General features: G+C 64.0%; 23 protein-coding genes. 7 read left to right on the top strand and 16 right to left on the bottom strand.

The genetic code is table 11. The features are described from left to right. Positions 1-7 precede the first annotated feature (7 nt). Entirely contained in the window at positions 8-943 is a 936-nt protein-coding gene (locus U2H20_RS06185; protein WP_430591419.1) for a DsbA family protein, read from the bottom strand. A gap of 230 nt (positions 944-1,173) precedes the next feature. Here U2H20_RS06185 and U2H20_RS06190 point away from each other — a divergent pair, with 230 nt between their 5' ends. Next, positions 1,174-2,244, top strand: coding sequence for an ABC transporter ATP-binding protein (locus tag U2H20_RS06190; protein WP_430591420.1), 1,071 nt, complete (start codon positions 1,174-1,176; stop codon positions 2,242-2,244). Between the two features lie 121 nt (positions 2,245-2,365). After that, positions 2,366-3,685, top strand: coding sequence for a DUF4032 domain-containing protein (locus tag U2H20_RS06195; RefSeq protein WP_430591421.1), 1,320 nt, complete (start codon positions 2,366-2,368; stop codon positions 3,683-3,685). A gap of 7 nt (positions 3,686-3,692) precedes the next feature. Here the strand turns inward: U2H20_RS06195 and hutI are convergent, their stop codons facing one another. From hutI to hutH, 4 genes are all read right to left on the bottom strand, one after another. Then, positions 3,693-4,925, bottom strand: a complete 1,233-nt coding sequence (hutI, locus tag U2H20_RS06200; RefSeq protein WP_430591422.1) for an imidazolonepropionase — start codon at positions 4,923-4,925, stop codon at positions 3,693-3,695. After that, on the bottom strand, positions 4,915-6,612 hold the full coding sequence (hutU, locus tag U2H20_RS06205; RefSeq protein WP_430591423.1) for a urocanate hydratase: 1,698 nt from the start codon (positions 6,610-6,612) through the stop codon (positions 4,915-4,917). The genes hutI and hutU overlap by 11 nt, the downstream gene beginning before the upstream one ends. Before the next feature lie 151 nt (positions 6,613-6,763). Further along, positions 6,764-7,558, bottom strand: coding sequence for an IclR family transcriptional regulator (locus tag U2H20_RS06210; RefSeq protein ID WP_430591424.1), 795 nt, complete (start codon positions 7,556-7,558; stop codon positions 6,764-6,766). Positions 7,559-7,585: 27 nt separating this feature from the next. Further along, positions 7,586-9,151: a histidine ammonia-lyase gene (hutH, locus tag U2H20_RS06215; RefSeq protein WP_430591425.1), complete on the bottom strand. Its 1,566-nt coding sequence runs from the start codon at positions 9,149-9,151 to the stop codon at positions 7,586-7,588. A 123-nt stretch (positions 9,152-9,274) separates the two neighbouring features. Between hutH and U2H20_RS06220 the strand changes: the two genes are divergently transcribed. Then, the gene (locus U2H20_RS06220) at positions 9,275-10,192 is read left to right on the top strand and encodes an arginase family protein (protein ID WP_430591426.1); all 918 of its coding nucleotides are present in this window, start codon (positions 9,275-9,277) and stop codon (positions 10,190-10,192) included. A gap of 72 nt (positions 10,193-10,264) precedes the next feature. On the opposite strand, the gene rlmB is transcribed toward U2H20_RS06220, so the two are convergent. Continuing rightward, positions 10,265-11,254: a 23S rRNA (guanosine(2251)-2'-O)-methyltransferase RlmB gene (rlmB, locus tag U2H20_RS06225; RefSeq protein WP_430591427.1), complete on the bottom strand. Its 990-nt coding sequence runs from the start codon at positions 11,252-11,254 to the stop codon at positions 10,265-10,267. Beyond that, complete coding sequence (gene cysS / locus U2H20_RS06230) at positions 11,254-12,675, bottom strand: cysteine--tRNA ligase (protein WP_430591428.1); 1,422 nt, start codon at positions 12,673-12,675, stop codon at positions 11,254-11,256. Before cysS ends, rlmB begins: the two co-directional genes overlap by 1 nt. 138 nt (positions 12,676-12,813) lie before the next feature. Here cysS and U2H20_RS06235 point away from each other — a divergent pair, with 138 nt between their 5' ends. Continuing rightward, positions 12,814-13,767 (top strand): sugar-binding transcriptional regulator, encoded by a 954-nt coding sequence (locus tag U2H20_RS06235; RefSeq protein WP_430591429.1) that lies wholly within the window; start codon positions 12,814-12,816, stop codon positions 13,765-13,767. A 37-nt stretch (positions 13,768-13,804) separates the two neighbouring features. On the opposite strand, the gene U2H20_RS06240 is transcribed toward U2H20_RS06235, so the two are convergent. Then, the gene (locus U2H20_RS06240; RefSeq protein WP_430591430.1) at positions 13,805-14,293 is read right to left on the bottom strand and encodes a PTS sugar transporter subunit IIA; all 489 of its coding nucleotides are present in this window, start codon (positions 14,291-14,293) and stop codon (positions 13,805-13,807) included. Positions 14,294-14,442: 149 nt separating this feature from the next. On the opposite strand from U2H20_RS06240, the gene U2H20_RS06245 reads away from it, so the two are divergent. The 3 genes from U2H20_RS06245 (at position 14,443) to U2H20_RS06255 (ending at position 16,908) form a co-directional block, all read left to right on the top strand. Next, positions 14,443-14,727: a PTS sugar transporter subunit IIB gene (locus U2H20_RS06245; protein WP_430591431.1), complete on the top strand. Its 285-nt coding sequence runs from the start codon at positions 14,443-14,445 to the stop codon at positions 14,725-14,727. A 147-nt stretch (positions 14,728-14,874) separates the two neighbouring features. Continuing rightward, a complete protein-coding gene (locus U2H20_RS06250; protein ID WP_430591432.1) occupies positions 14,875-16,296 on the top strand; it encodes a PTS galactitol transporter subunit IIC in 1,422 nt (473 codons plus the stop codon). A gap of 105 nt (positions 16,297-16,401) precedes the next feature. Then, positions 16,402-16,908: a DUF2087 domain-containing protein gene (locus U2H20_RS06255; protein WP_430591433.1), complete on the top strand. Its 507-nt coding sequence runs from the start codon at positions 16,402-16,404 to the stop codon at positions 16,906-16,908. 44 nt (positions 16,909-16,952) lie between these two features. Here the strand turns inward: U2H20_RS06255 and U2H20_RS06260 are convergent, their stop codons facing one another. The 8 genes from U2H20_RS06260 to srlA all read right to left on the bottom strand — a co-directional run bounded on the left by U2H20_RS06260 (position 16,953) and on the right by srlA (position 24,318). Then, entirely contained in the window at positions 16,953-18,401 is a 1,449-nt protein-coding gene (locus U2H20_RS06260) for a 2-oxo acid dehydrogenase subunit E2 (protein WP_430591434.1), read from the bottom strand. Position 18,402: 1 nt separating this feature from the next. After that, positions 18,403-19,410, bottom strand: coding sequence for an alpha-ketoacid dehydrogenase subunit beta (locus U2H20_RS06265; RefSeq protein WP_430591435.1), 1,008 nt, complete (start codon positions 19,408-19,410; stop codon positions 18,403-18,405). After that, positions 19,407-20,393 (bottom strand): thiamine pyrophosphate-dependent dehydrogenase E1 component subunit alpha, encoded by a 987-nt coding sequence (locus tag U2H20_RS06270; RefSeq protein ID WP_430591436.1) that lies wholly within the window; start codon positions 20,391-20,393, stop codon positions 19,407-19,409. The genes U2H20_RS06265 and U2H20_RS06270 overlap by 4 nt, the downstream gene beginning before the upstream one ends. Before the next feature lie 2 nt (positions 20,394-20,395). Next, the gene (locus U2H20_RS06275) at positions 20,396-21,727 is read right to left on the bottom strand and encodes an NAD(P)H-dependent oxidoreductase (RefSeq protein ID WP_430591437.1); all 1,332 of its coding nucleotides are present in this window, start codon (positions 21,725-21,727) and stop codon (positions 20,396-20,398) included. Positions 21,728-21,836: 109 nt separating this feature from the next. Next, positions 21,837-22,217 (bottom strand): transcriptional regulator GutM, encoded by a 381-nt coding sequence (locus tag U2H20_RS06280; RefSeq protein WP_430591438.1) that lies wholly within the window; start codon positions 22,215-22,217, stop codon positions 21,837-21,839. 2 nt (positions 22,218-22,219) lie between these two features. Continuing rightward, positions 22,220-22,594 carry a PTS glucitol/sorbitol transporter subunit IIA gene (locus U2H20_RS06285; RefSeq protein WP_430591439.1) on the bottom strand — a complete coding sequence of 125 codons (375 nt, stop codon included), beginning with the start codon at positions 22,592-22,594 and terminating at the stop codon, positions 22,220-22,222. Positions 22,595-22,648: 54 nt separating this feature from the next. Continuing rightward, positions 22,649-23,710 carry a PTS glucitol/sorbitol transporter subunit IIB gene (srlE, locus tag U2H20_RS06290; protein ID WP_430591440.1) on the bottom strand — a complete coding sequence of 354 codons (1,062 nt, stop codon included), beginning with the start codon at positions 23,708-23,710 and terminating at the stop codon, positions 22,649-22,651. Next, positions 23,707-24,318 carry a PTS glucitol/sorbitol transporter subunit IIC gene (gene srlA / locus U2H20_RS06295; RefSeq protein WP_430591441.1) on the bottom strand — a complete coding sequence of 204 codons (612 nt, stop codon included), beginning with the start codon at positions 24,316-24,318 and terminating at the stop codon, positions 23,707-23,709. Before srlA ends, srlE begins: the two co-directional genes overlap by 4 nt. Positions 24,319-24,535 lie beyond the last annotated feature (217 nt).

A 24,535-nucleotide genomic window follows, 5' to 3' on the forward strand; every position in this document is an offset into this window, starting at 1 on the left:
TCTGAGGTTACGGGGCCGGTTCTTCTTCGGCTGGTTCTTCTTCGGCTGGCTCGGTCGGCTCGGGCTCGCTCGGAGCGCTGGTTTCCCCACCGGGGTTCTGGCCTGCTGCCGCGAGCACGAATGCCTGGAATCCGGCTGCGTCGTTTCGGCTGCCCTGGTAGCGGCTGCCGTTCACGAACACTGCTGGCGTTCCTGTGATGGTTTCGCCATCGGTGCCGGGGATCGGTTCGCTGAACGCGAGGCTCGTCGAGGCTTGTACCCATGAGTTGAAGGTGCCCTCGGTGACACAGGTTTCGATGTTCTGCATCGATTCGGCACCCGCCTGATCTGCGAGCGCGATCAGCTCGGAGTCGTCGAGCCCGGTCGAGCCCTCCGGGGGCTGGTTGTCGAACAGCAAGCGGTTGTACGCGAAGAAGGTGTCGGGAGAGATGTCGGCGACGCAGGCTGCAGCGTTGGCCGCGCGGGTCGAGTACTTCGATCCGAGCGAGTAACGATCGAGCACCGACACAGGGTGGTATTCGACCGTGGCGATTCCCTGCTGCACGAACTGCTCGATGGTTGCTGCGTTCGCTGCCTCGAAGGCACCGCAGCCCGGGCAGATGTAATCGACGTAAAGGACGATCTGCACGACGTCGTCGCGGTCGCTCGTTGCGATGGGGTCTGCGCCTACTTCAACCGAATCGGTGCGCTCGGCAACGAAGTCCTGGCCGATCACGATGCCGTTGCTCGCCATGTTCTGGGGGCCTTGGCCTGCTGGCCGGATACCGGAGACGATGACGAAGACGACGACCGCGACAACCGCAGCGGCAGCCAACAGGATTCCGCCGATCGTGAAGGCTCGAGCGGTTTGTTCGCGACGGCGGCGCTTCGACTGCAGTGCTTTTGCTCGCTCGCGCGCTTGCTCACGCCGTGTTCCCGGTTGCGTCTCAGCGGACTTCGCCATCACTTCGCTTGCCTCTAATCCGTAGCCGTGTGGCTCACATTCGTAGCCGTCTGGTTCGAATTTGCACGAACCACCCTTAAGAATACGCGAGGTCGCTCCGGACCAGGAAACCTATGCTGCCGCTGTGGGCAGAGTCGTGCGATACTTTTCCCGTGAGTCACCAATGGTGGTGGCACTCAAAATTCACAACGGATCGTCCGGCACGTACCTGCCGGTGAATGGAGAAACTCATGGCGTCAGTGACGTTTGACAAAGCTACCCGTATGTACCCGGGCGGCACTCGTCCCGCGGTCGACGGAATCGACCTCGAAATCGCAGACGGCGAATTCCTCGTCCTGGTCGGCCCTTCCGGTTGCGGAAAGTCCACCACCCTCCGCATGCTCGCCGGCCTTGAAGAGGTCAACGGCGGTCAGATCCGAATCGGTGACCGCGACGTCACGAACATGCCGCCAAAAGACCGCGACATCGCAATGGTCTTCCAGAACTACGCGCTCTACCCGCACATGACGGTCGCCGAGAACATGGGCTTCGCGCTCAAGATCGCCGGTGTCAACAAGGACGAGCGCGCAAAGCGCGTGCAAGAGGCAGCAAAGCTCCTCGACCTCGAGCAGTACCTGAGCCGCAAGCCGAAGGCACTCTCCGGTGGTCAGCGTCAGCGTGTTGCAATGGGTCGCGCGATCGTGCGTCAGCCACAGGTCTTCCTCATGGATGAGCCGCTGTCGAACCTCGACGCGAAGCTCCGCGTTCAGACCCGTACCCAGATCGCTTCGCTGCAGCGCCGACTCGGCGTCACCACGGTGTACGTCACGCACGACCAGACCGAGGCGCTCACGATGGGCGACCGCATCGCAGTCCTCAAGGACGGCGTCATGCAGCAGGTCGGCACCCCGCGCGATCTGTACGCGAACCCCGCGAACGTCTTCGTTGCAGGCTTCATCGGCAGCCCGTCGATGAACCTCATTCAGTTGAACTCGAACGACCAGGGTGTGCTCTTCGGCGACCACGTCGTCCCGATCGAGCGCGAGCGCCTCGCCGCTGCAAACGGTGTCACCATCGGAATCCGCCCGGAAGACCTCTCGATCGCAACCCAGGGCCCAGGCCTCCCGGTCGTCGTCGATCTGGTGGAAGAGCTCGGAGCCGACGGCTACCTCTACGGTCACGCAGACATCGACGGCCGCCGTGTCGACGTCGTCGCCCGCGTGGACGGTCGCAACCACGCTTCGGCCGGTGACACGATCTACGTCACGCCAGACCAGACGCACCTGCACGTCTTCGACGCAGAGTCGGGCGAACGCCGCTAAGGCAACACGCAGCGGGGTGGCATTCGTGCCACCCCGCTCTGTTGTATCCAGGACGAGTACGAGCATCCGGGACCAGCAGGACACGCAACATCCGACTACGGTGCGAAAGAATCACGACGCTATGGAACCGACCTTCTCGATCACCTCAGCAACCGCCGACCCGGCACTGCTCGACCTGCCCTGGAATCTCCCGCTCGATCTCTGGCCGGCCGACAAGATCGTCTCGCTGCCGAAGGGCATCTCTCGACACCTCGTGCGTTTTGCGCATTTGAGCGGTCATGTCATCGCGATCAAAGAGACCTCGCAGGAGATGGCGAAGGGCGAGTACGAGATGCTGCGCACGCTCGGCCGTCTCGATGTGCCGTGTGTCGAGCCGCTCGCGGTCATCACGGGTCGCACCGATGATGAGGGCAACGAGTTGAACCCGGTGCTCGTGACCCGGCACTTGCGCTTCTCGCTCCCCTACCGGGCCCTGTACTCCCAAGCGCTCGGAGAAGACACTGCCCGTCGTCTCGTCGACGCGCTCGCCCTCCTGCTCGTTCGTTTGCACATCATCGGGTTCTTCTGGGGCGACGTCTCGCTTTCCAACACGCTCTTCCGACGAGATGCTGGCGCATTCGCCGCCTACCTCGTCGATGCCGAGACCGGCAAGCTCTACCCGAGCGGGCTCTCCAACGGGCAGCGTGAGAATGATCTCGAGGTCGCTCGCGTCAACATCGCGGGCGAGTTGCTGGATCTGCAGGCGGGCGGTCGTCTCGATGAATCGACCGACCCGGTGGAGGTCGCAGGTCAGATCGTCGCTCAGTATCGGATGCTGTGGAGCGAACTGCTCGACTCCGAGGTGTTCGATCAGAAGGAACGCTGGCGAATCCACCACCGCGTCGAACGCCTTAACGCCCTCGGGTTCGACATCGAAGAGCTCGCGATCAAGACGGTCGACGCCGGGACGAGCGTCAAGATTCAGCCGAAAGTGGTCGATGCGGGGCACCACCACCGTCGTTTGCTCGGTCTCACCGGTGTCGATGCGCAAGAGAACCAGGCACGACGCCTGCTCAACGACCTCGACCAGTTCGCAGCTCGGGTGCGCTCGGAGAAACCGAACCTTGACTTCGACGAGCAGCAGCTCGCGCACAAGTGGCTCTCAACGCATTTCGAACCGATCGTGAGCGCGATTCCTCGCGAGCTTCGTGGCAAGCTCGAGCCCGCCGAGGTGTTTCACCAGGTCCTCGAGCACCGCTGGTATCTCGCAGAGCAGCACCAGAAGCACATTCCTCTTGCCGAAGCGATCTGGTCGTACATCGAGAACGTGTTGCGGCACCGCCCGGACGAAGCTGCGATGCTCGACACCTCGACGCAAGCGATCGACATCATCAACGGCACCGAGCCCTCGGTCGAAGGCGAGGACGCTGACGCCGACGTCGATTGGCGCGACAAAGTCTGAGCATCCCCTAGCGGGTCTCGCCCCACCTCGGGCTCGTCGAGTGCACCAGTTCGCCTGCTTTCCAAACCGCGGCAGTGAGCGGCACCCCGGGGCGATATGCCAGGTGCGTCGCAGAGGGCGCCTCCAGGAGATGGAGATCGGCGCTCGCACCGAGTTCGAAGTGGCCAACGGCCGGGCGGTCGTCCCGTGCTGTGTCGAGCCCCAGCGCGATCGCGCCTCCGAGGGTGGCTGCGCGTATCGCCTCCGCGACCGTGAGACGCATCTGGAGCACTGCGGTCGCGACGCAGAACGCCATCGACGTCGTATACGAGGAGCCAGGATTGCAGTTGCTCGCGATCGCGAGCCGTGCACCGGCATCGAGGAGCTCGCGTGCTGGCGCGAGCGGCATCCGGGTTGAAAGATCACACGCGGGCAGGACCGTCGCGACGCTGCCGCGCTCACCCACCCAACTCTCCGCGAGCGCAGCAATGTCGTCGCGCGAGAGGAAGTTCAGGTGGTCGACCGAGTGCGCAGCGAATTCGATCCCGAGCGCAACGCCCGGACCTTCACCGAGCTGATTCGCGTGCACATGGATCGGAAGCCCGTGCGCCTGCGCCGCCCGAAGAATCGCTCGGGTCTGGTGCTCATCGAACGCGCCCCGTTCGCAGAACACATCGACGGCGTCGACTGCTCCCGCGAGACCCTCCATCATCGGCCCTGCAACGAGCTCGACGTACGCGCCGGGTTCGGCGCCCTCCGGCACGACGTGCGCGCCGAGGAGCGTGATCGAATCGACGGCGCTGCGCGCAATCTGCGCCGCACGGAGCTCCTCCTGCACGGAGAGCCCGTACCCGGTTTTCGTCTCGATCGTCGTCGTTCCGCCACTGCGGGCCTCGGTGACGAGGCGCTGCAGGTTCGAACGGAGTTGCGCGTCGCTCGCCGCACGAGTGGCGCGGACGGTCGAGTGGATTCCGCCAGCCTCGTAGGGCTCGCCCGACATCCGCGCCGTGAATTCGGCGGTGCGGTCTCCGCCGAACACCAAGTGCGTGTGCGAGTCCACCCAGCCCGGCAGCAGCGCTCGACCCTCGACATCGAGGCGACGATCTGCGGCAGGCGCGTCTCGGTGCTCCCCGAGCCAGGCGATTCGACCGTGCTCGACAACGAGCGCTGCGTCGTGGACGACATCGGGCGCATCCGGAATGTTGCTGGTCAGCTCGCCGATGTTCGTGAAGAGCGTGCTCCCGCCAGTTTTAGGCTGCATCGCTTCGCCCCTGGTGATCGTTCCCGTCGCGAACTCGTGGCGGCATCGGGATTCGAACGCCACGATCCGCCGCGACTTCGGCGGCACGGCCGTACCCCGCGTCGACGTGACGAATCACACCCATGCCCGGGTCGTTCGTCAACAGTCGCTCGAGCTTCTGTGCTGCAAGGTCAGTGCCGTCAGCGACCGCGACCTGCCCGGCGTGAATCGAGCGACCGATTCCAACCCCACCGCCATGATGCAGTGAGACCCAGGTCGCCCCTGAGGCTGTGCTCGTGAGCGCGTTCAGCAACGGCCAGTCCGCGATGGCATCTGAACCGTCGAGCATCGATTCGGTTTCACGGTAGGGCGAAGCGACCGAACCGGAGTCGAGATGATCGCGGCCGATCACGATGGGGGCACTGAGCATTCCTTCGGCGACCATTTCGTTGAATCGGACGGCAGCCCGGGCTCGCTCGCCGTAGCCGAGCCAGCAGATGCGAGCCGGGAGGCCCTCGAAGCTGACGTGCTCTTGCGCCGCACGGATCCAACGGTGCAAGTGCTCGTTCTCTGGGAACAGTTCGAGCATCGCCTCGTCAGTTTTTCGGATGTCCTCCGGGTCGCCCGAGAGCGCGACCCAGCGGAACGGCCCAAGGCCCTCACAAAAGAGCGGCCGTATGTAGGCGGGCACGAAACCGGGAAATGCGAAGGCGCGCTCGAACCCGCCAAGACGCGCTTCGTCTCGGATCGAGTTGCCGTAATCGAACACCTCAGCGCCGGCGTCTTGGAAGCCGACCATGGCCGCAACATGGGCGGCCATGGAGGCTCGAGCGAGTTCGGTGAACCCTGCTGGATCAGCCGCGGCACGCTCGTGCCACTCGTTGAGCGTGATGCCACTTGGAAGATACGAGAGCGGATCGTGCGCTGAGGTCTGATCGGTGACGATATCGATCGCCGCTCCTCGTCGAAGGAGCTCTGGGAAGACCTCTGCCGCATTGCCGACGACACCGACGGAGAGTGCGCGACCTTCAGCTTTCGCGGCGAGCACCCGTTCGAGCCCGTCATCGAGCGAGTCGGCGACCTCGTCGAGGTATCGCTTCCCGGCGCGGCGTTCGAGCCGCGAACGATCGACATCCACGATCAGCACCGCCCCGCCGTTCAAGGTCACGGCGAGCGGCTGCGCGCCCCCCATGCCTCCGCAGCCGGCGGTGAGCGTGAGCGTTCCTGCCAGGGTGCCATTGAAGCGCGCCGCTGCAATCGCTGCGAAGGTTTCGAATGTTCCCTGCAGGATGCCTTGCGTGCCGATATAGATCCAGGACCCTGCGGTCATCTGGCCGTACATCGTGAGGCCCTCTGCTTCAAGCCGGCGGAATTCCGGCCAGGTCGCCCAGTCGCCGACGAGGTTCGAATTCGCCAGGAGCACGCGGGGCGCCCACACATTCGTGCGGAAGACGCCGACCGGTTTTCCGGACTGCACGAGGAGCGTCTCGTCATCTTCGAGCTCGGTGAGCACGTTCGTGATGACATCGAAGCACTGCCAATCGCGCACTGCACGCCCTGTGCCGCCGTACACAACGAGGTCGTCGGGGCGCTCCGCGACTTCGGGGTCGAGATTGTTGTGCAGCATCCGGATCGCTGCTTCGGTCTGCCAGCTCTTCGCTGTGCGAGTGGTGCCGCGAGCGGCAGATACGGGTCGAGCGCCGTCCATCAACAACTCCTTCGTTCGTGCTTGCTTCATTTCAGCGCAGGCGGGCACAAGGAACAAGGAGGCGGATCCCACGTTTGTCTGAGATCCCAGACGGGCGAGGCATCGACGCTCGCCAGGTGCCGGACGACCGCGAAGCGGCGAACATCGAACCTTAGGCGGGCGTGGGCTCGCTCAGCAACCGTCCGTAAATGCGGCGACGGATCTCGTCTGCCGTCGCGCGCGCCTGCGACGCGAGCTGCTGCTGCTCGGCCTCAGTACGCTCGTCCGCGCGGAACGTCAGCGCGAGACCGGCGACCGGCCAGTCTCGATGATCGCGAACCGCAACACCCACCGAAGCGAACCCTGGAGTGACGTCACCATTTTCGACGGCGAACCCGCGAACGAGGGTCGCCTGGTTCACTGTGCGCAGCTTGGAGAGCCGGTCGATCCCGGAGGGATCCTCGCCATCGCTGACGAACGCGTGCTCGTTCGGATACAGCGCACGCACCTGAGCCGGATTCAACGCAGCGAGCATCGCGCGTCCGCTTGCGGTCCGGTGCGCAGGCAGACGCACGTTGACATCCGTCACGAGATACGGCGAGAGCGGCGCGCGCTCCTCGACGATGTACAACACGTCACGACCGTGCAGCACGGCAAGGTGGGCGCTCACCCCACACGCATCGACGAGCGCCGCGACGGCGGTTCGACCCACCCGTGCGAGCGGTTCCTGCCGCGCGTACGCCGAGGAGAGCTCCACCGCTGCGACTCCGAGGCCGTAGCGACGCTCCTCGGCAAGGCGCATGACGAACCCTTGCCCCTCCAACTCAGCGAGCAGGTGGTACACCGTGGATCTCGGCAGGGACAGCCTGCTCGCGATCATCGTCGCTGGAAGGGGGCCGCTCGACGAGGCGAGCAGGGAGAGAATGCGAAGCGTGTTGTGCGCTGCGGGCACCTTTGACGCGGTCATCGCGCTCCCTCCATCGTGTTGCCGAGACTAGTCGAGATCCCCGATCGTGGCGCTCACTCGTTGCAGGATTCGCCCTTCATGCACCAGCCTCGTCATTGCGAGAATCTCCGGCGACAGGGAACGATCGGTTGCCGGTGGCGCGCAGTGCTCGCGAATGAGCGAGTGCATCGCCTGAACCGCCGGAGCAGCACCCGCACTCGAGGCCGTCAAGGCATGCGCGGCCCGCTCGCGGAAGTCGCGTGCGCGTGCACTCGTCAGGAGTTCGATGCCGAGCACAGTGGCCAAGCCGTCGACACCCTTGCGCAGCTTCCGAGCGGCAGCCCAGCCCATTGAGACGTGGTCCTCCTGCATTGCAGACGAGGGAATGGAATCGACCGAGGCGGGGCTGGCCAGGCGCTTGAGTTCAGAGACGACACCGGCAGCGGTGTACTGGGCGATCATGAGTCCAGAATCGAGCCCCGGGTTGTCCGCCAGAAATGGTGGGAGCCCATGGTTGCGCGCGACGTCGAGGAAGCGATCGGTGCGGCGCTCCGACATGCTCGCAACATCTGCGAGCACGATCGCCAGAAAGTCGAGGACGTAGCCGAGGGGCGCGCCATGGAAGTTGCCGTTCGACTCGACTCGGCCATCGCGAGTGACCACGGGATTATCGATCGCGGAGCGGAGTTCGGCCTCCGCTACTCGAATCGCGTGGTCGAGCGTGTCACGCGCTGCTCCGTGCACCTGCGGCGCGCACCGCAGCGAGTAGGCGTCCTGCACCCGCGAGAACTCGTTCGCTTCGCGCTTCGCGATGAGCCCGGAGCCATCGAGCACACGTCTGATGTTCGAGGCGGACACCGCCTGACCCGGCTGCGGTCGAAGCTCGTGCAGATCGGCGGCGAACACCGAGTCGGTGCCGAGCAGCGCTTCCACGCTGGCCGCCGCCGCAATGTCCGCCGTGCGCAGCAGCATCGTGAGGTCGGTGATCGCGAGCGCGAGCATGCCGAGCATCCCGTCGGTGCCGTTGATGAGCGCGAGCCCCTCCTTCTCAGCGAGCACGAGCGGGACGATGCCGTGTTCGAGGAGCACCTCCTGAGCGGGTCGGATCGCACCCGAACGGTCGCGCACATCACCTTCACCCATTGCGGCGAGCGCGCAGTGCGCGAGCGGTGAGAGGTCTCCGGAACAGCCCAGCGAACCGTACTCGTGCACAATCGGAGTGATGCCCGCATTCAGCATCGCGACGTACGTTTCGGCGGTTTCGAGCCGCACGCCGGTCCGCCCGGTCGCGAGCGTGTTCAGTCGCAGCAGCATCAGGGCGCGGACGACCTCCCGTTCGACTTCCGCTCCCGCACCGGCCGCGTGCGAGCGGACGAGGCTGCGTTGGAGCTGTGCGCGGTCCTCTTTGGGGATCTGCACTTTCGCGAGCGCACCGAACCCTGTCGAGACTCCGTAATGCGGCCGGGGATCCTCTGCGAGGGCATCGATCACACCGCGCGAGAAGGCAATCGCCTCCGCGGCCTCCTCGCTGAGTTCGACCAGATGCTCTTCGCGCGCCACGCGTGCAACTGCATCGATGGTGAGTGGCTTGCCGCCGAGCACGATTGGTTCCATGGTTCGATTCGAACGCATCGGACCTTCGAGCACGAGGCAGGCTCAGGGTGTTCTGTCTGTAATCCCAGACAAGCCCTCGTGACTGCTCACGAATGCCGGAGCGCGCCTCAGTATCTTGAAGGCATGAACGCAGCGCAGCTTCCGCACGACCCTTCGTGGCCCCGCGCAGGCCAGTGGCCCGAGCGCAGCGAGCACCCCGAACTCACGCTCATCGGCGTGCCGACATCGGCCAGCTCACTCTCTCCCACCAACGCCCATGAGACCCCTGCTGCAATTCGGGCGGCGCTGCCCCGATTCGGCGTCAGCGCCATGACGAGCAGTGGAGTACTCGACCTTCAGGCACTTCGCGTCCGCGATGTTGGCGACCTGGCAGGCGTCAACGAGCCGGGCAGAGAGATCGAGGCCATCGAGCGAATTCGCGCACTCGCCTCCGAGGGTGGCGTGATCCTCGCCCTCGGTGGCGATAACGCCTGCACCGTCAGCACGGCCAGAGGCGTCTGGGGCGAGACCATCACCGAGGCCGGGCTCATCACACTCGATGCGCATCACGACCTCCGCGATGGCATCTCGAACGGCTCCCCCGTGCGACAGCTCATCGAGGCCGGGCTCGACTCCCGAAGAACCGTGCAGATCGGGATCGCCGACTTCGCGAACTCCCCCGAGTACACCCGCCGCGCGATCGCACAGGGCATCACGATCGTGCCGCGCAACGAGATCTCGCCCGATCGCATCCCGGCGATCACAGCTGCTGCGCTCGATACCGCAGGGCCCGGACCGATCCACCTCGACATCGATGTCGATATCTGCGATCGCAGCGTCGCACCCGCCTGCCCTGCTTCCGTGCCAGGCGGCATCAGCGCACAGGAGCTGCGAGCGCTCGTTCGCCACCTCGTCCGCGATCCGCGCGTGCGATCCATCGACATTGCAGAAATCGATGCGAGTCGCGACACCCCGGATCAGCGAACGGTCCGTCTCGGAGCACTCCTCGTGCTCGAATGCGCTGCGGCGCTACTCGAACGGCGCGCGGGCGAGGCGCAATGAACATCGCGCCTCCCACCCGAGGGTGAGAGGCGCGATACACAGATCAACCGCCGCGTTCGGCGGTGCCCTTGGCTACTTGGTACGGCGCTTTGCAACCTCGTAGAGCGCCACGGATGCGGCGATACCGGCGTTCAGCGACTCGGTTGCACCGGAGATCGGGATGCTCACGATCGCATCGCAGGTTTCGGTCACGAGGCGGGAGAGCCCCTTGCCCTCATTCCCGATGACGACGACGAGGGGGCGATCCGCCAGTTCGATGTCGTGCAGGTTGACGTCGCCGCCACCGTCGAGCCCGACCACGAAGAGCCCGGCCTTCTGCAGTTCGCGCAGGGTCGTGGTGAGGTTCGCAGCCATTGCAACCGGGGTTCGGGCTGCAGCTCCGGCACTCGTCTTCCATGCCGAAGCGGTGACGCCGACGCTCCGACGTTGCGGAACGATCACGCCTTGCGCACCGAATGCCGCAGCACTCCGGATGATCGCGCCGAGGTTACGAGGATCGGTGATGCCGTCGAGGGCAACGAACAATGGTTTCTGCCCACGGCTCTGCACGAGTTCGAGCAGCTCCATGGGGTGCGAGTACGAGTACGGCGGCACCTTGAGCGCGAAGCCCTGGTGCACCGTGTCGAAGCCGCTCATGCGGTCGAGCTCTGGCCGCATGACCTCGAGCACCGGAATGCCGCGCTGGTGCGCAAGCTTCAGGATCTCTTTCGTGCGGTCGTCGGTCTCGATTCGAGCCGCAACGTAGAGCGTGCTCGCCGGGATCTTCGTGCGCAGCGCCTCGAGCACGCTGTTGCGGCCCGTCACGAGCTCGCTGTCGTCCTTTGCCGAACTCGGCTTCCTGTGCTTCGGCGGCGACGTACGGTTCGGCGCAGCGGAGTTTCCACCGGTGGCCTTCACGTAGCGCTCTTGCGCGGCCTTGCGCTTCCCGGCGGGGTGCCAGGCGCGGTCTTCAGCTTTCGGAGTCGGCCCCTTGCCCTCGAGCGAGCTCCGACCCTTTCCGCCAGAACCCTTGCTCGGGCCCTTCCTCAGTTTTTTTGCGCCCGGTCGCCCATGCTTCGCCATCAGATACTCCAGTTCGTTCCGTTCGCGGTGTCCTCGAGAGTGACACCAGCTGCAGTCAGTTGGTCGCGGAGGCGATCAGCTGCAGCAAAATCTCGCGCGGCTCGCGCATTCGCCCGCTCGTGCAGCAGGGCTTCGACGAGTGTACCGAGCACACCGTCACTCTTCGACACTCCCGCGGCTCCAGACCAGGCCGAATCGGCGGGATCGAGCCCCAGCACTCGCAGCATTGCTCGAACGCTCGTCGCTGCTTCTGCTGCTCGCGCGGTCTCGCCGCCATCGAGCGCGGCGTTGCCCGCTCGCAACGTCTCGTGGATGACGGCGAAGGCCTGCGGGGTCCCGAGGTCTTCATCGAGTGCTGCAGTGAATGCAGCGGGAAGCGCGGAAAACGTCGCCGCCTGGTCCGAGCCGGCCGCTGCATCGTCGCCGCCGGCGCGCTCGAGAAAGCTCTCGATCCGACCGAACGCGCTTGCGGCTTCGTCGAGCGAGCCGCCCTCGCCCATGCGGAAGTCGATCACGCTGCGGTAATGCGAGGCCGCCAAGAAGTATCGGACCACGATCGGCCGCGCGGACGCCAGCACCTCGTGCGCGAGCACGAAGTTCCCGGTCGACTTCGACATCTTCTCGCCGTTGACCTTCACGAGGCCGTTGTGGTTCCAGTACTGCGCGAATGACAGGCCCGCAGCGCTCGACTGCGCCAGTTCGTTCTCGTGGTGCGGAAACCGGAGGTCGAGTCCGCCACCGTGGATATCGAACGCCTCGCCGAGGTACCGACGCGACATCGCGGAGCACTCGATGTGCCAGCCCGGGCGACCCGGCCCCCACGGGGAAGCCCACGATGCGTCGGCTGGCTCCTCGGGCTTCTGCGCCTTCCAGAGCGCGAAGTCACGTGCGTCACGTTTGCCGCGCGGGTCGGCATCGCCCGCGGCCTCCATCGCGTCGATGCTCTGTCGCGTGAGACTGCCGTATTCGCTCCAGGAGCGAATATCGAAGTAGACGTCCGCACTGCCATCGAGGGCTTGATAGGCGTGGCCCCGCTCGATGAGGCGCTCGATGAGCTCGATCATCTGCGGAATGGAGGCGGTTGCTCGCGGCTCGTAGGTCGGCGGCAGAATGCCGATCGCGCGGTACGCCGCGGTGAACTCACCCTCGATGCGGTACGCGAGCGCCCACCAGGGTTCGGAGCCGCTCGCTGCAAGGACCTTGTCGTCGATGTCGGTGACGTTGCGCACGAGAGTGACGTCGAATCCGCGCGCCGTGAACCAGCGTCGCCACAGATCGTAGGCGAGCGCACCACGGATGTGTCCGATATGCGGAGCAGACTGCACTGTCGGACCACACACGTACAGAGAAACTTCGCCGTCGCGCAAGGGCACGAAATCGCGAATACTGGCGTGTTTACTGTCATGCATGCGGATTGTCACGGGAAAAGCCTAGCCGCGCGGCAGCGGCGCTCGATCAAAAGAACTCGAATTGAGCTGTTCGCTTCGAAACGATCCCCAAATTCGTCGCATACGATTATCTGACCCGCACTTTCCATGGGCGGATGATGTGGAGGCACCGTGGCGAACACTCGCAGCCAGGAAATGCTCGTTCGTGCTGCGACCCTCTACTACCTCGAGGGCTATTCACAATCCGAAGTCGCCGCAGCGATCGGAGTTTCACGATCGAATGTCTCGCGCGTCCTCTCTGATGCGCGTCGCACCGGGATCGTCACGATTCAAATCAACGATCCTTTCGCGCGCTCGAACGACCTCGAGAAGATCCTCATCGAACGCTACGGCTTGCGGGAATGCAGAGTCGCCGGTGGCAGTGGGGGCGACACCCCTCTTGCGCAGATCGGCCAGCTCGGCGCGGCGTGGCTGAGCGACAACCTGCCAGCGAAGGGCGCGATCGCACTGTCGTGGGGCGCGAGCGTGCAGTCCGTGGTCGATGCGGTAGAGGTCGAGTCGCCACACTCGGGAATCGAAGTGCTCCCCCTGGTCGGCGGACTTTCGATCACTGATTCCGCGAGAGACGGCAACGTCCTGGTGCGCTCCCTCGCGAACAAGATCGGCGCTCAGCACCGCCGCCTCTATGCACCAGCGGTTGTCGGTTCGGCCGAACTCCGAGCCGGATTGATGGCGGAGGATTCGATTCGCTCGGTGCTCGATTCCGCCGCCGAGGCTCGGATCGCAATCGTTGGAGTCGGCGCTGTCGGCTCGGGCGCCTCGAGCGCCATCGTCGAGTCGATGCAACTCACGAAGCAGCAGCGCGACGAGTTCGAGAATTCAGGCGCGGTCGGCGACTGCTGCACGCGCTTCTTCGACGCGGACGGCAAGGTCGTGCAGAGCGTCGTCAACGAACGCGTTGTGGCTCTCGAGCTCGAACAACTCCGTGAGATCCCGACGGTCGTCGGTGTTGCCGCCGGAAGAAACAAGGCCCCTGGAGTGCACGCTGCAGCGCAGAGCGGCCTGTTCGACGTCTTGATCATCGATGCCGAGCTCGGCTTGGAACTGATCAAACTCCACAAGTAGCGCGATTGCGCGCCGTCCAGGCGCTTTGGAACCCGAGCTACTCGGGGGTCGTCGTGGCGAGGAGTTCGTTCATCGCAGCAGCCATCGCTACCGGTGATTCTGCGGCTGCGATCGAATCGCTCCAGTTCGGCGTCTGAAAAACCGAAACCAGCCGAACCAGCAGATCGACCTGCGAGTGCGCCTCCGCCACGAGCAGGACCGCGACGTATTCGACGTCGATGCGGTCGCTTTCGCTCCCCATGAGCCCGAACGAGACGGGCTGCGAGAGCTTGGCGATGCCGATACCCGCGCGCAGCACGTGCTCGGCGTCGGCGTGCGGGATGGCGACCGGGGTCTCCGTCGGCAAGGCGGTCGGGAACGCGGCTTCACGCGTGAGCAGCGCGTCTTTGAAGCTCGGGAGCACGAAGCCGGCCGCGATCGCGGCGTCAGCGATTGATCCGAGCACCTCCACGTCGGTCGTTCCCTCGAGCGAAAGGAAACTGACTTCGGGGAGCGTTTGAATCGGTGTTGCTGAATCGGCGGTCATTCTTGCCTCCTAGGTGCGAACATGATGGTCACGATACTCGCGAACCGCTCGCATCGATGCTTCGAAAAAACAGAATACAAAACGCACATATTTTCACCACAGTTGCACTAGTGTGACAATCGGGTGTTGTGCCAACAAAGGAGTAGCACATGGCAACGAAGAAAATCCTCGTGATCTGCGGCACTGGCGTCGCAACGTCAACGGTCGTCGTTTCGAAGATCAAGTCGTACTGCGAGCAGAACGGTCTCGACGCGTCGATCAGCCAAGGCAAGGTCAGCGACCTCGTCAGCGGCGGAGTCAACGCAGACTTCATCGTCGCCACCACCCACGTGCCGGATTCGGTGACGATCCCTGTGATCCAGGGCCTGCCGTTCCTCACGAACATCGGAATTGACGCGGTCTACAAGCAGATCAGCGATCAATTCTCTGCGTGACGCTCGCGGTCACGCTCGCATTGCATATCCCCGCACCAGCACAATTCAGTACAGCACTGCATTTCCCTTCAAACACAGTGGAGTCGTAGCAACGAAGCGACCTGGGGCCGCAACTCGATTCCCCCACATCTCAATGAGGAGTTCTTTGTGGACGCTTTCACCGATATCCTCGCCGCGGTCTCCGGATACCTTTCCGACCTCGGCGCGGCAATTACCCTGCCTTTCCTGATCACGATCTTCGGACTCATACTCGGCCAGAAATTCTCGCAAGCATTCCGCGCCGGCGTTTTGATCGGTATCGGATTCATCGGCCTGAATCTCGTGATCGGGCTCATGGGCTCGCAGGTCGGTCCTGCGGCGCAAGCGCTGGCGACGAACCTCGGCGTCAATCTGACGACGCTCGACGTGGGTTGGCCCGCGAGCGCGGCAATCGCCTTCGGATCGAGCATCGGCGCGATCATCATTCCGCTCGGCCTCCTGGTCAACGTCATCCTGCTCGCCACCGGCCTCACTCGAACGTTCAACATCGACCTGTGGAACTTCTGGCACTCGGCACTCGTCGGCGCCCTGGTGGGGACGGTCACGAACAACTTCTGGATCGGCGTCGGCGCGGCTGCGATTCACATGACCGTCGTTCTCGCGCTGGCCGACCTCTCGGCCCCGCTCATTCAGAAGTACTTCGGGTTCCCTGACATCTCATTCCCGCACGGAACAAGTGCTCCGTACATCGCGTTCGCACTGCCGATGAACTGGCTCTTCGACCGGATTCCGGGCTTCCGCAACCTGAAGGCAGACCCGAAGACGATCGAAAAGCGCTTCGGAGTATTCGGTGAGGCAATGATTCTCGGACTCGTGCTCGGCATCATCATCGGGCTCGCTGGATTCGGCTTCGACGACCCACGTGGCGACTCGATCGCGATCCTGACGCTCGCGATGAGCCTCGCTGCAGTCCTGCTGCTGCTCCCCCGCATGGTCTCGATCCTGATGGAGGGCCTGATCCCGATCAGCGAATCCGCTCGCTCGTTCGTTGAGCGTCGCTTCCCGGGACGCAAGTTCTACATCGGTCTCGACTCGGCAATCGCCGTCGGACAGCCAGCGGTGCTCGCGACCTCGCTCGTGCTCGTGCCCGTCACCGTCTTGGTTGCGATCGCACTCGCGCCCGCCGGGAACACCGTGCTCCCGCTCGTCGACCTCGCGACCATTCCGTTCATCGTTGCAATGATGGTGCCGCTCTTCCGTGGCAACATCATCCGCTCGGTGATCGGTGGCGCGATCGTGATCGGACTCGGTCTCTTCATCGCAACCGCAACGGCCGGCTCGTTCACGCAAATCGCGCAGGACGCAGGCTTCACCGAGACGCAGGGTGCTCAGCAGATCTCCTCGCTCGTTGACGGCGCGAACCCGCTGACCGGGCTCTTCTTCGGTCTCGCTGGGCTCGGCGGATGGACGATGGCGGTACTCGCCGTCCTCGCTCTCGCGTTCGCCTACTTCGTGAGCCGCATCGAACGTCGCCGCGACAAGGTTCGTGCGGCGGCGACCGAAGCGAGCGAAACGACTGCGACCGCATAGTCGGCACCTGCTGCACACGCAGCTGCATTGCACGCGACACACCAGTGGCGCCTCCCTTCGGAGGCGCCACTGGTGTGTCCGACGACGCTGAGGCACGATGGATCCATGGATTCATCAGTTGCATGGCGCCCGGTCTACGCTGCACTCGCGAATCAGGAGGCTCGACGGGTGTACGCCGCGATCGTGCTCGGAACGCTCGAATCGGGTGGGCTGCAGATTCCGGTCAAGCGCCAGCAGCGTGCACTGCAGACGCTCGAGAACGCCGGATTGATCAGCCGCGAGGAAGACGGCAGCTACGCTGCCGCCAATGAGGTGTGGACGAGTGCGCTTGCGCAGGCGAGCCCGCCGAAGCGAGTCGGGATCGAACGCTTCATCAACGAGGGGCGCATCACGAGCCTGCCAGCAGGCGAGTCTGATCGTCTCGAACTTCTCGAGTGGGTCTCCACGCAAGTGCTGCGCAGCGGTGAGACTCTGAGCGAACGCGCCCTCGGTGAGCGGATTCAGGCGCTGCATCCCGACACCGCGCTCATTCGCAGGTATCTCATCGATCACGGCATGCTGACTCGCAGCGCAGACGGCAGCACGTACTCGCTCATTCCGCGCGCACAATAACGCGGTGCCCCTCGCAAGAGGAGCACCGCGTCAGGAAAGTGCACTTAGAGGAGAGCCGAGGGCTCCTCAAGCGCTGCAACCAGGTTCTGCAGGAACCGGGCTGCATCCGCACCGTCTGCCAGACGGTGGTCGACCGTGATGCCGACACGGCATCCGAGCCTTGGCCCGAATGATCCGTCGGCATTCACGACAACTTCACGCTGTACCGCACCGGCCGAGAGCGCAGTAGCCTGCGGCGGTGTGAGCAGCGCATTGAACGATTCGACGCCGAAACCACCGAGATTCGAGAACACGCTCGTACCCCGGCCGAGCCGCTGTGGAGGGAGCGTTCCCTCCCGCGTCTGCGCGACCGTTGCACTGATCGACTCGACGAGCTCGGCAAGCGTTCCCTTATGGGGATCAATGAACACCGGCGCGAGCAGGCCGTTCGGGGAATCCACCGCCACAGCGATCCCAATGTGATCGAGCGATTCGGGACCGTTCTCTCCCCATTGACCGAGCAGAGCAGGGGTTGCAGCGAGCGCCTTCGCTTGGGCGCGCACCAGGATCGCGGTCCAGCTCGCTCCCCCGAGCTGCGTCTTGCGGATCGGTGCCAAGTGCTCGAGATCGAGCCGGATGTTTGCCGTGAACTGTGGAACCGTTGCGCTCTGGCTCATCACCTTGGCGACCATCATTCGGGTACGCAGTTTCCGCGCTTCCTCCGGCGATCGCTGCGGAGCCGACGGTGCAGCCTTTGACGCCGTGGGCTCTGGTGAACTCGGGGCACTCGATGCACTCGAAGCGCTTGGGGCACTCGGAGCACTCGGAGCACTCGATGCACTCGACGCGCCTGGGGCACTCGGAGCACTCGGAGCTGATGTCTGCAACACAGGCGCCCCCGGCAGCGGTGGATCGACCCGCTCGCTCAGCACGTCATCGATGACGGGGTTCGCCGACGATGATGTCGAGGGAGTTGCTTTACTCGCCTGGCCGGCGTTCCCTGGCGTCGAGGCTTCGACATCCCGCACTGTCACGGCACCCCAAGGCCCCGTGGGCGTCACGTTCTCGATTGCGAGGCCTCGCTCGTTCGCGAGCGCCCGAGCGGCCGGCACTGCAGCAACCCAGCCGCGGTTCGCGCCCACCTGCTCGGATGCTCCAGCGCCAGCATCGGAATCCGCATGCTGCTGAGACTCTGCACTCGTCGCCGCCTCAGCCTCCGGCAATGGCTCTTCCGCAGCAGGCTCATCGAAGAGACCGCCGAGCAGGTCATCGTCTTCGGTCGTGATGTATCCGATCGGCTCACCGACCGCGATCACCTCATCGATATCGGCAACGATTCGGGCCAGCACACCATCGAACGGTGACTCGACCTCCATGTCGACCTTGTCCGTTGCGACCTCGCAGATCGGTTCGCCCGAACGCACGCTGTCTCCGACCGATTTGAGCCAAGACACCATGGTGCCTTCCTCCATCGTCATCGACATCTTCGGCATTGTCAGCGGCAGCTCAGCCATGTCACCACTCCTCGACGAGCTGCTGTGCAGCTGCGACGATGTCTTCAACCTGAGGCACCGCTGCACGCTCGAGCTTCGGAGCGTACGGGATCGGAACGTCGAGCCCTGAAAGGCGCTTCACGGGAGCACGAAGGTGCGTGAACGCGGCGGATTCTGCAATGAGCGCGGAAACCTCCGACATGAAGCCGAGCGTCTGCACCGCTTCCTGCACGAGCAGCACTCGCCCGGTCTTGGTGACTTCGGCGAGAATCGTGTCAGTGTCGAGCGGCGTCAGAGTGCGAGGGTCGACGACCGTTGCCTGAATGCCGAGCTCAGCCAACTGCTCCGCAGCTTCGAGCGAACGGCTGACCTCAACACCGGTTGCGATGATCGTGATGTCGTCGCCGTTGCGGTGGACCTTTGCGACGCCGAGCGGAGTGCGGACATCGCCCTCACGCACTTCGCCAGAAGTCTTGTAGAGCAACTTGTGCTCGATCACCATCACCGGGTTCGGGTCGTCGAGCGCTGCCAGGAGCAGGCCCTTCGCATCGTCGGCCGTTGCGGGCATGACGACTTTGAGACCGGGAATGTGCGCGAACCAGGACTCGAGGCTCTGCGAGTGCTGCGCAGCAGCGCCGGTTCCCGAGCCACCAGGGGCACGAATCACGAGCGGGACGCTGACGGCGCCACCGAGCATGAAGTGGATCTTCGCCGCCTGGTTCGCGATCTGGTCCATCGCCTGGGCGGTGAAGTCGGAGAACTGGATCTCGACGATCGGACGCATGCCGGTGATGGCCGCGCCAACACCCATGCCCACGATGCCGAGTTCACTGATCGTGGTGTCACGAACCCGGTCTGCACCGACGCGGTGAATGAGGTCGCCGGTGACACCGAACGCACCACCGTAGGTGCCGACGTCTTCACCCATGAGGAACACGCGGTCGTCGCGCTCCATGGCGATGGTCAGCGCCTCGCGAATCGCTTCCGAGTAGGTCATCGTCTTCATCGGAGTGGTTTCGTTGTCGCTCATGCTCGGGCCTCCGTTGCGTAGACGGCTTCGAGAAGCCCTTCCGGCTGTGCGTCCGGCGCGGCGTTCGCACGCTGCACCGCGGTCCGCAGTTCGTTTCGCACCTCGGCACGAACGGCCTCGACATCCGCTTGCGTCAGCGTGCCAGCTTCGACGAGCGAATTCTCGAACTTGCCGATCGGATCGCGCTCACGCCACTGGTCGATCTCTTCGCGCGTGCGGTAGAGGTTCTTGTCAGACTTCGAGTGGCCGCGCCAGCGGTAGGTGAGCGCTTCGATGAACGTCGGCCCACCGCCGGAGCGCGCCCGCTGCACCGCCTCGTCGACCGCGTCGTAGACCTCTTGCACGTCGTTCCCGTCGACGGTGACGCCGGGGAGGCCGTAGCCGAGTGCTCGGTCGGAGAGCTTGTCGAGATTGAAGGCCCTTTCGGAGTCCATCGACATGCCGTACTTGTTGTTCTCGCAAATGAAGATGACGGGCAGTTGCCACATGACCGCGAGCACGACGGCCTCGTGCCACGCGCCCTCACCCATCGCGCCATCGCCGTGGAAGCTGACCGCAACCTGGTCGGTCCCGCGCATCTGTGCCGTCAGGGCAGCACCCGCGGCGATCGGAACGCCACCGGCAACGATGCCGTTCGCACCGAGGTTCCCGGTCTCGAAGTCTGCGATGTGCATCGAGCCGCCGCGACCACGGCAGTAGCCGGTCTCCTTCGCCAGCAGCTCCGCCATCATCCGCTCCATGTCGGCACCCTTTGCAATGCAGTGCCCATGACCCCGGTGCGTCGAGGTGATGTAGTCGTCTTTCCGAAGCGCGAGGCAGGCTCCAGTCGGCACGGCCTCTTGACCGATGGAGAGGTGCATCGTGCCGTGCATGAGGCCGCGACCGTAGAGATCCTCGACCGCCTCTTCGAAGCGGCGGATCTTCCACATCGTGCCGAGCGCTTCTCTTGCGATGTCCTTGTTGTCGTGCACATTTTCAGCCACGGTTATGCCTCCTTCGTACCGAGAATGGCGAGCGCCTGCTCGAGGATCGTTCCGTCAGCGAGCAGCGCGTCTTGCAGTTCGCGGAGCAGCACGATGGTGCGGGTGCGGTCGAGTTCCACGTCGTCATAGGTGACGGCGCTGCCCTGCTTCACCTCTCGAATGAGCGTCGCTGCAGAAGCGAGTCCGATGGGGAGCTCTCGGCCCGCGCGAGCTTCTTCGGCCGAGACTGCGTCGCCGTAGACGTGCTCGCCACCGATCCCGTCGATGCGCTCTCCGACCTTGAGGTCGCGCTTCGCCATTGCCGAGACGTCTGCCTTCCAGGCGATCGGCGCGAGGGAGGGCTGGTGATCGACCATGACCTCACCGATCGAGAGCACTGCCTCGACGCTTGCAAGGTGGTACGGACGGTAGAAGGAGAAGTAGGGGCCATCGCCCATCTTGAGGTAGCTGAGCTCCTCGTGCACGACCTTGTCGGTCGCCTTTGCAACGACGAAGACGCCTGGCGCGACCGGGCCGGTTGCGTAGTCGACGACGCCGGCGCGATCGAGAATTCCGCCGTCTTCCTTCGGCTTGAAGATGTCCTGGAGCGTTGGCACGGTAGCCGCCGGTCCGTGCATCGAGCGCTTCGAGAGTTCGAGGCCGGTTGCGTTCGCAAGGTCTGCCATTTCGATCATCGTCTTCGTGCCATCGACGAAGCTGCACAGCATGCGCGGGTTCATTCCCTTTGCCTTGGCCTCGTCGACGAGGCGAGATGGCGTCGCAGTGACATCGAGCGGGTTGTTCTTGCCCTTGCCCGCAAGGGTGACTTCGAGCCCGATGTCCTGCACGAACTCCACGAGCTTCAGGCACTCGACCGGCTCATCACCGCGGCACACGGTGTAGATCGCGCCGGTTTGCTGTGCGATTCGCGTGAGCAGGAGCCCAACGGTGACATCGGCTTCGACGGTCATCAACGCAACGTGCTTGCCTGCGAGCAGCGACGCGAGCGCGATCTTCGCCGCGACCTCGGGGACGCCGGAGCATTCGATCACCATGTCGAGCGGGAGTCGGGTCAGGGTCAGCGCGTCGCTCACCGCAATGTGCTTGCCCGCTTCGATCGCGGCAGCCAGGTCGGCATCATTGTCGCCCTGCTGCACATCGGTGATTCCGGCTTTCTCAAATGCTGAGATCGCACGCTCAACGGCGACATCGGCAACAGCGGTGATGTCTACACCGTGCTGACGCGCGATCTGCGCAATGAATCCGGTGCCCATTTGGCCGGCGCCGACGAGGCCGACGCGGACGGGGCGGCCGGTGACGCGTTCGCGTTCCAGCAGCCGACGGGTGTAGCTCATGAGTTCAATCCTCTCCAAAATGCACGTATGTGCATTGTTGACTCACTTAGTTGCATGTTCAGTATGTCTGAGAAGCCATGGCGGCGCAACGAGCGTCGCCGGATATCGGCTAGCGGGCGCGAGCGGTGACCTTGTACTGTGCGAGCGCGTACTCGACACCCTGCGCGACCTTTGGGTCCTTGGTTCGCGATGCCGCTGACGACATCGGGCCGAGGAGTTCCGGGCGTGACTTGAAGCGAGCGAAAATACTCATCCCGACCATCGCTTCAGCGTCAGTGATCTTCTTCGTCGCCGAGTCGATGACGAGCAGCACGATCGAACCTCGCAACCAACCCTTCCCGCGGCCGGAGACCAAGAACGAACCGCGTTCGTCCGCGTGCCGAACCCGGAGTCGCTCGGTCGCTCGCATGTAGTTGCGGTGCTGCAAAAATCCCGACCCGATCATCAAGACGAAGACGACACCGAGCAGAATCGCGAAACCAGGCTCCATGATTACTCGCCTCGCTCGAATCGAACGTCGTCGCCGACTGCTGGGATCTCGAGCGTGCCGTGCGCGAGGATCGCTCCCGGCAACAGCGCCTGATCCTCGGGCGGGTCGCAGTAGATCACGACGTGACCGAGTTGGCGGAGGTTCTCCCCCGCCAACTCGCCCACAGCGAAGATCGCAACGGAACTTTCACCGAGACGGAACACGTCTCCTGCTGCCGGAGAATACCCGTCAGCCAACGTCGGACTTTCGTGCACAACGCTGACCTCAGCAAGCGCATCAGGACACGGTTCCCCGAAAAGGATGACCGCTCCGCCCTCGAACATCGATGCAGCATCGGCGCCGACTCGGGTGACGGAACTTTGGAACTGGGTGGTCATGTCTCTCAAACTTTCTGTGTTGCAATCAATCTGTGGGTAATGTCGCGTTGCTTCTTACAGGAGCAAGAAGCTCGCGCCCCACGCAATGACAACGGCCAATGGAGCCGTGACCAAGCGTGAGAAGAGCACCGCGGGGACGCCGACCTGAATCGTCTCTGGCTTCGCCTCCCCGAGCGCGAGGCCAACCGGAACGAAGTCGCAACCGACCTGACCGTTGATGGCATACAGCGCGGGCAGCGCGTATGGAACCGGGAGCGCGCCACTGGCGATCTGCGTTCCCATGAGCACACCAACGACCTGAGCGATCGCCGCACCCGGGCCGAGAATCGGCGAAAGGAACGGGAGACCGGTGATCAAACCGAGCACCACGAGCCCGATCGGGTTCGATGCGAGTGGGATGACGCCATTGGCGATGACTTCGGAAAGCCCGGTATAGGTAACGAACCCGATGAGCAGGCTCACGTACGCCATGAACGGCAGAATCGTCTGCAGCACGAGCGTGATCGTTTGGCGACCAGCAGCCAGCAGCGTGTTGATGATGCCACCGATGACCGCACCGAAACTCGTTGCGATCTTCGAGAACACTCCGATGAAGCCGCCTTGCGTCTCTTCTGCAGCGCGCGCTTTGGCTGCCGCGATCTGCTCCGCTCCGCGGCGCGAGGCCTTCGGGTCGGCCGCGAAATCGATCCCACCGCCGCCGGCACCAGCACCTGCTCCGGCACCCACAGGGACCGCAGCCTCAGCAGGCTGCACCTGGTCGACACCGACCGCAGAGACGAAGACGTCTTCGGTGATGAACTGCGCAAGCGGGCCGCTCGGCTCGCCGGGGAAGACGTCAACCGTCATCATGCGCTTCTTCGGGTAGACACCGATTCGGGCAGTACCGCCGCAATTGATCACAACCGCTGCGACGTTCTCGTCCGGAATGCTGTTGCGGAAGCCATCGATGGCTTCAGCACCCGTGAGATCTGCAATGCGTTGTGCGACCGGGTGGATGCCACCGTTGGTCACAGACAGAATGACGCTCTTCGTCTCGTCGGGCGAGATCGTGAGGCCCTTGCCCCAGCCACCACTGCCTTTCGAGATGAAGACGCTCTTGAATTCGCTCTCGCTCATCGCGCGGCCCCCTTGCCAACTTCGAGCTTCTTGTTTCGACGACTCGCCTCGATGAACTCGCGGTCATAATCGTCGAAGACCTCGGTCAGCCCCTGACGACGGATCAGGAAGCGAGTGATCCATTCGGTGAGGATGCCGCGAATGAAGATCACGACGATGCCCGTACCGAAGTACAGCAGCGCGAGGACGGGGTACTTGTCGGGTGCTGCTGCGAGCACGCCGGCCGAGATGCCCGTCCAGACGAAGATCTCACCCGCGTTCGCGTGCGGGAAGAATGCCGTGACCGGGTGCACGAACGAAACCGCAGAGTCGTAGAAGGCTGGCTTCTGTCGCTCGGGCAGGTACACGCCGAAGGAGTAGGCCATAGGGTTCGTGAGCATGATGACCGCGATGATCGGCATCAGCGTGTAGCGAGTGATCGCCCATCGGGCCGACCACTGCACGGCGCGAGCCATCCTTGCTTCGCCAACCCAGGTCGTGATCGCGTACATGAGCGTCAGGAGCACGATCAGGGTCGGCAGGATGCCGGTGATGAGCCCGACGAGCGTTTCGCCCGATGCTTGGAAGAGTCCGATGAAGTGCGTCGCGGCCCAAGTGAGCGCTTGCATGATCGGATTGTCGCTGGCTGGCACCGGGGGTGCCGACGTCGCCATCACACTTGTGGCGAATGTCGTGTGAGCCATTTCACACACCTTTCTGCCGAACGTCATTGTCGGCTTTTGGCTGGTGAACGATCGACACTGACTCGTTCCCAGTATTCAGTTGCGCATTTTCATAATGCACATTTGTGCAATTGTGTCGCACATCCGTGTTTCATATGTATAG

Source organism: Humidisolicoccus flavus (assembly GCF_045689595.1).
Taxonomy (GTDB): domain Bacteria; phylum Actinomycetota; class Actinomycetes; order Actinomycetales; family Microbacteriaceae; genus Humidisolicoccus; species Humidisolicoccus flavus.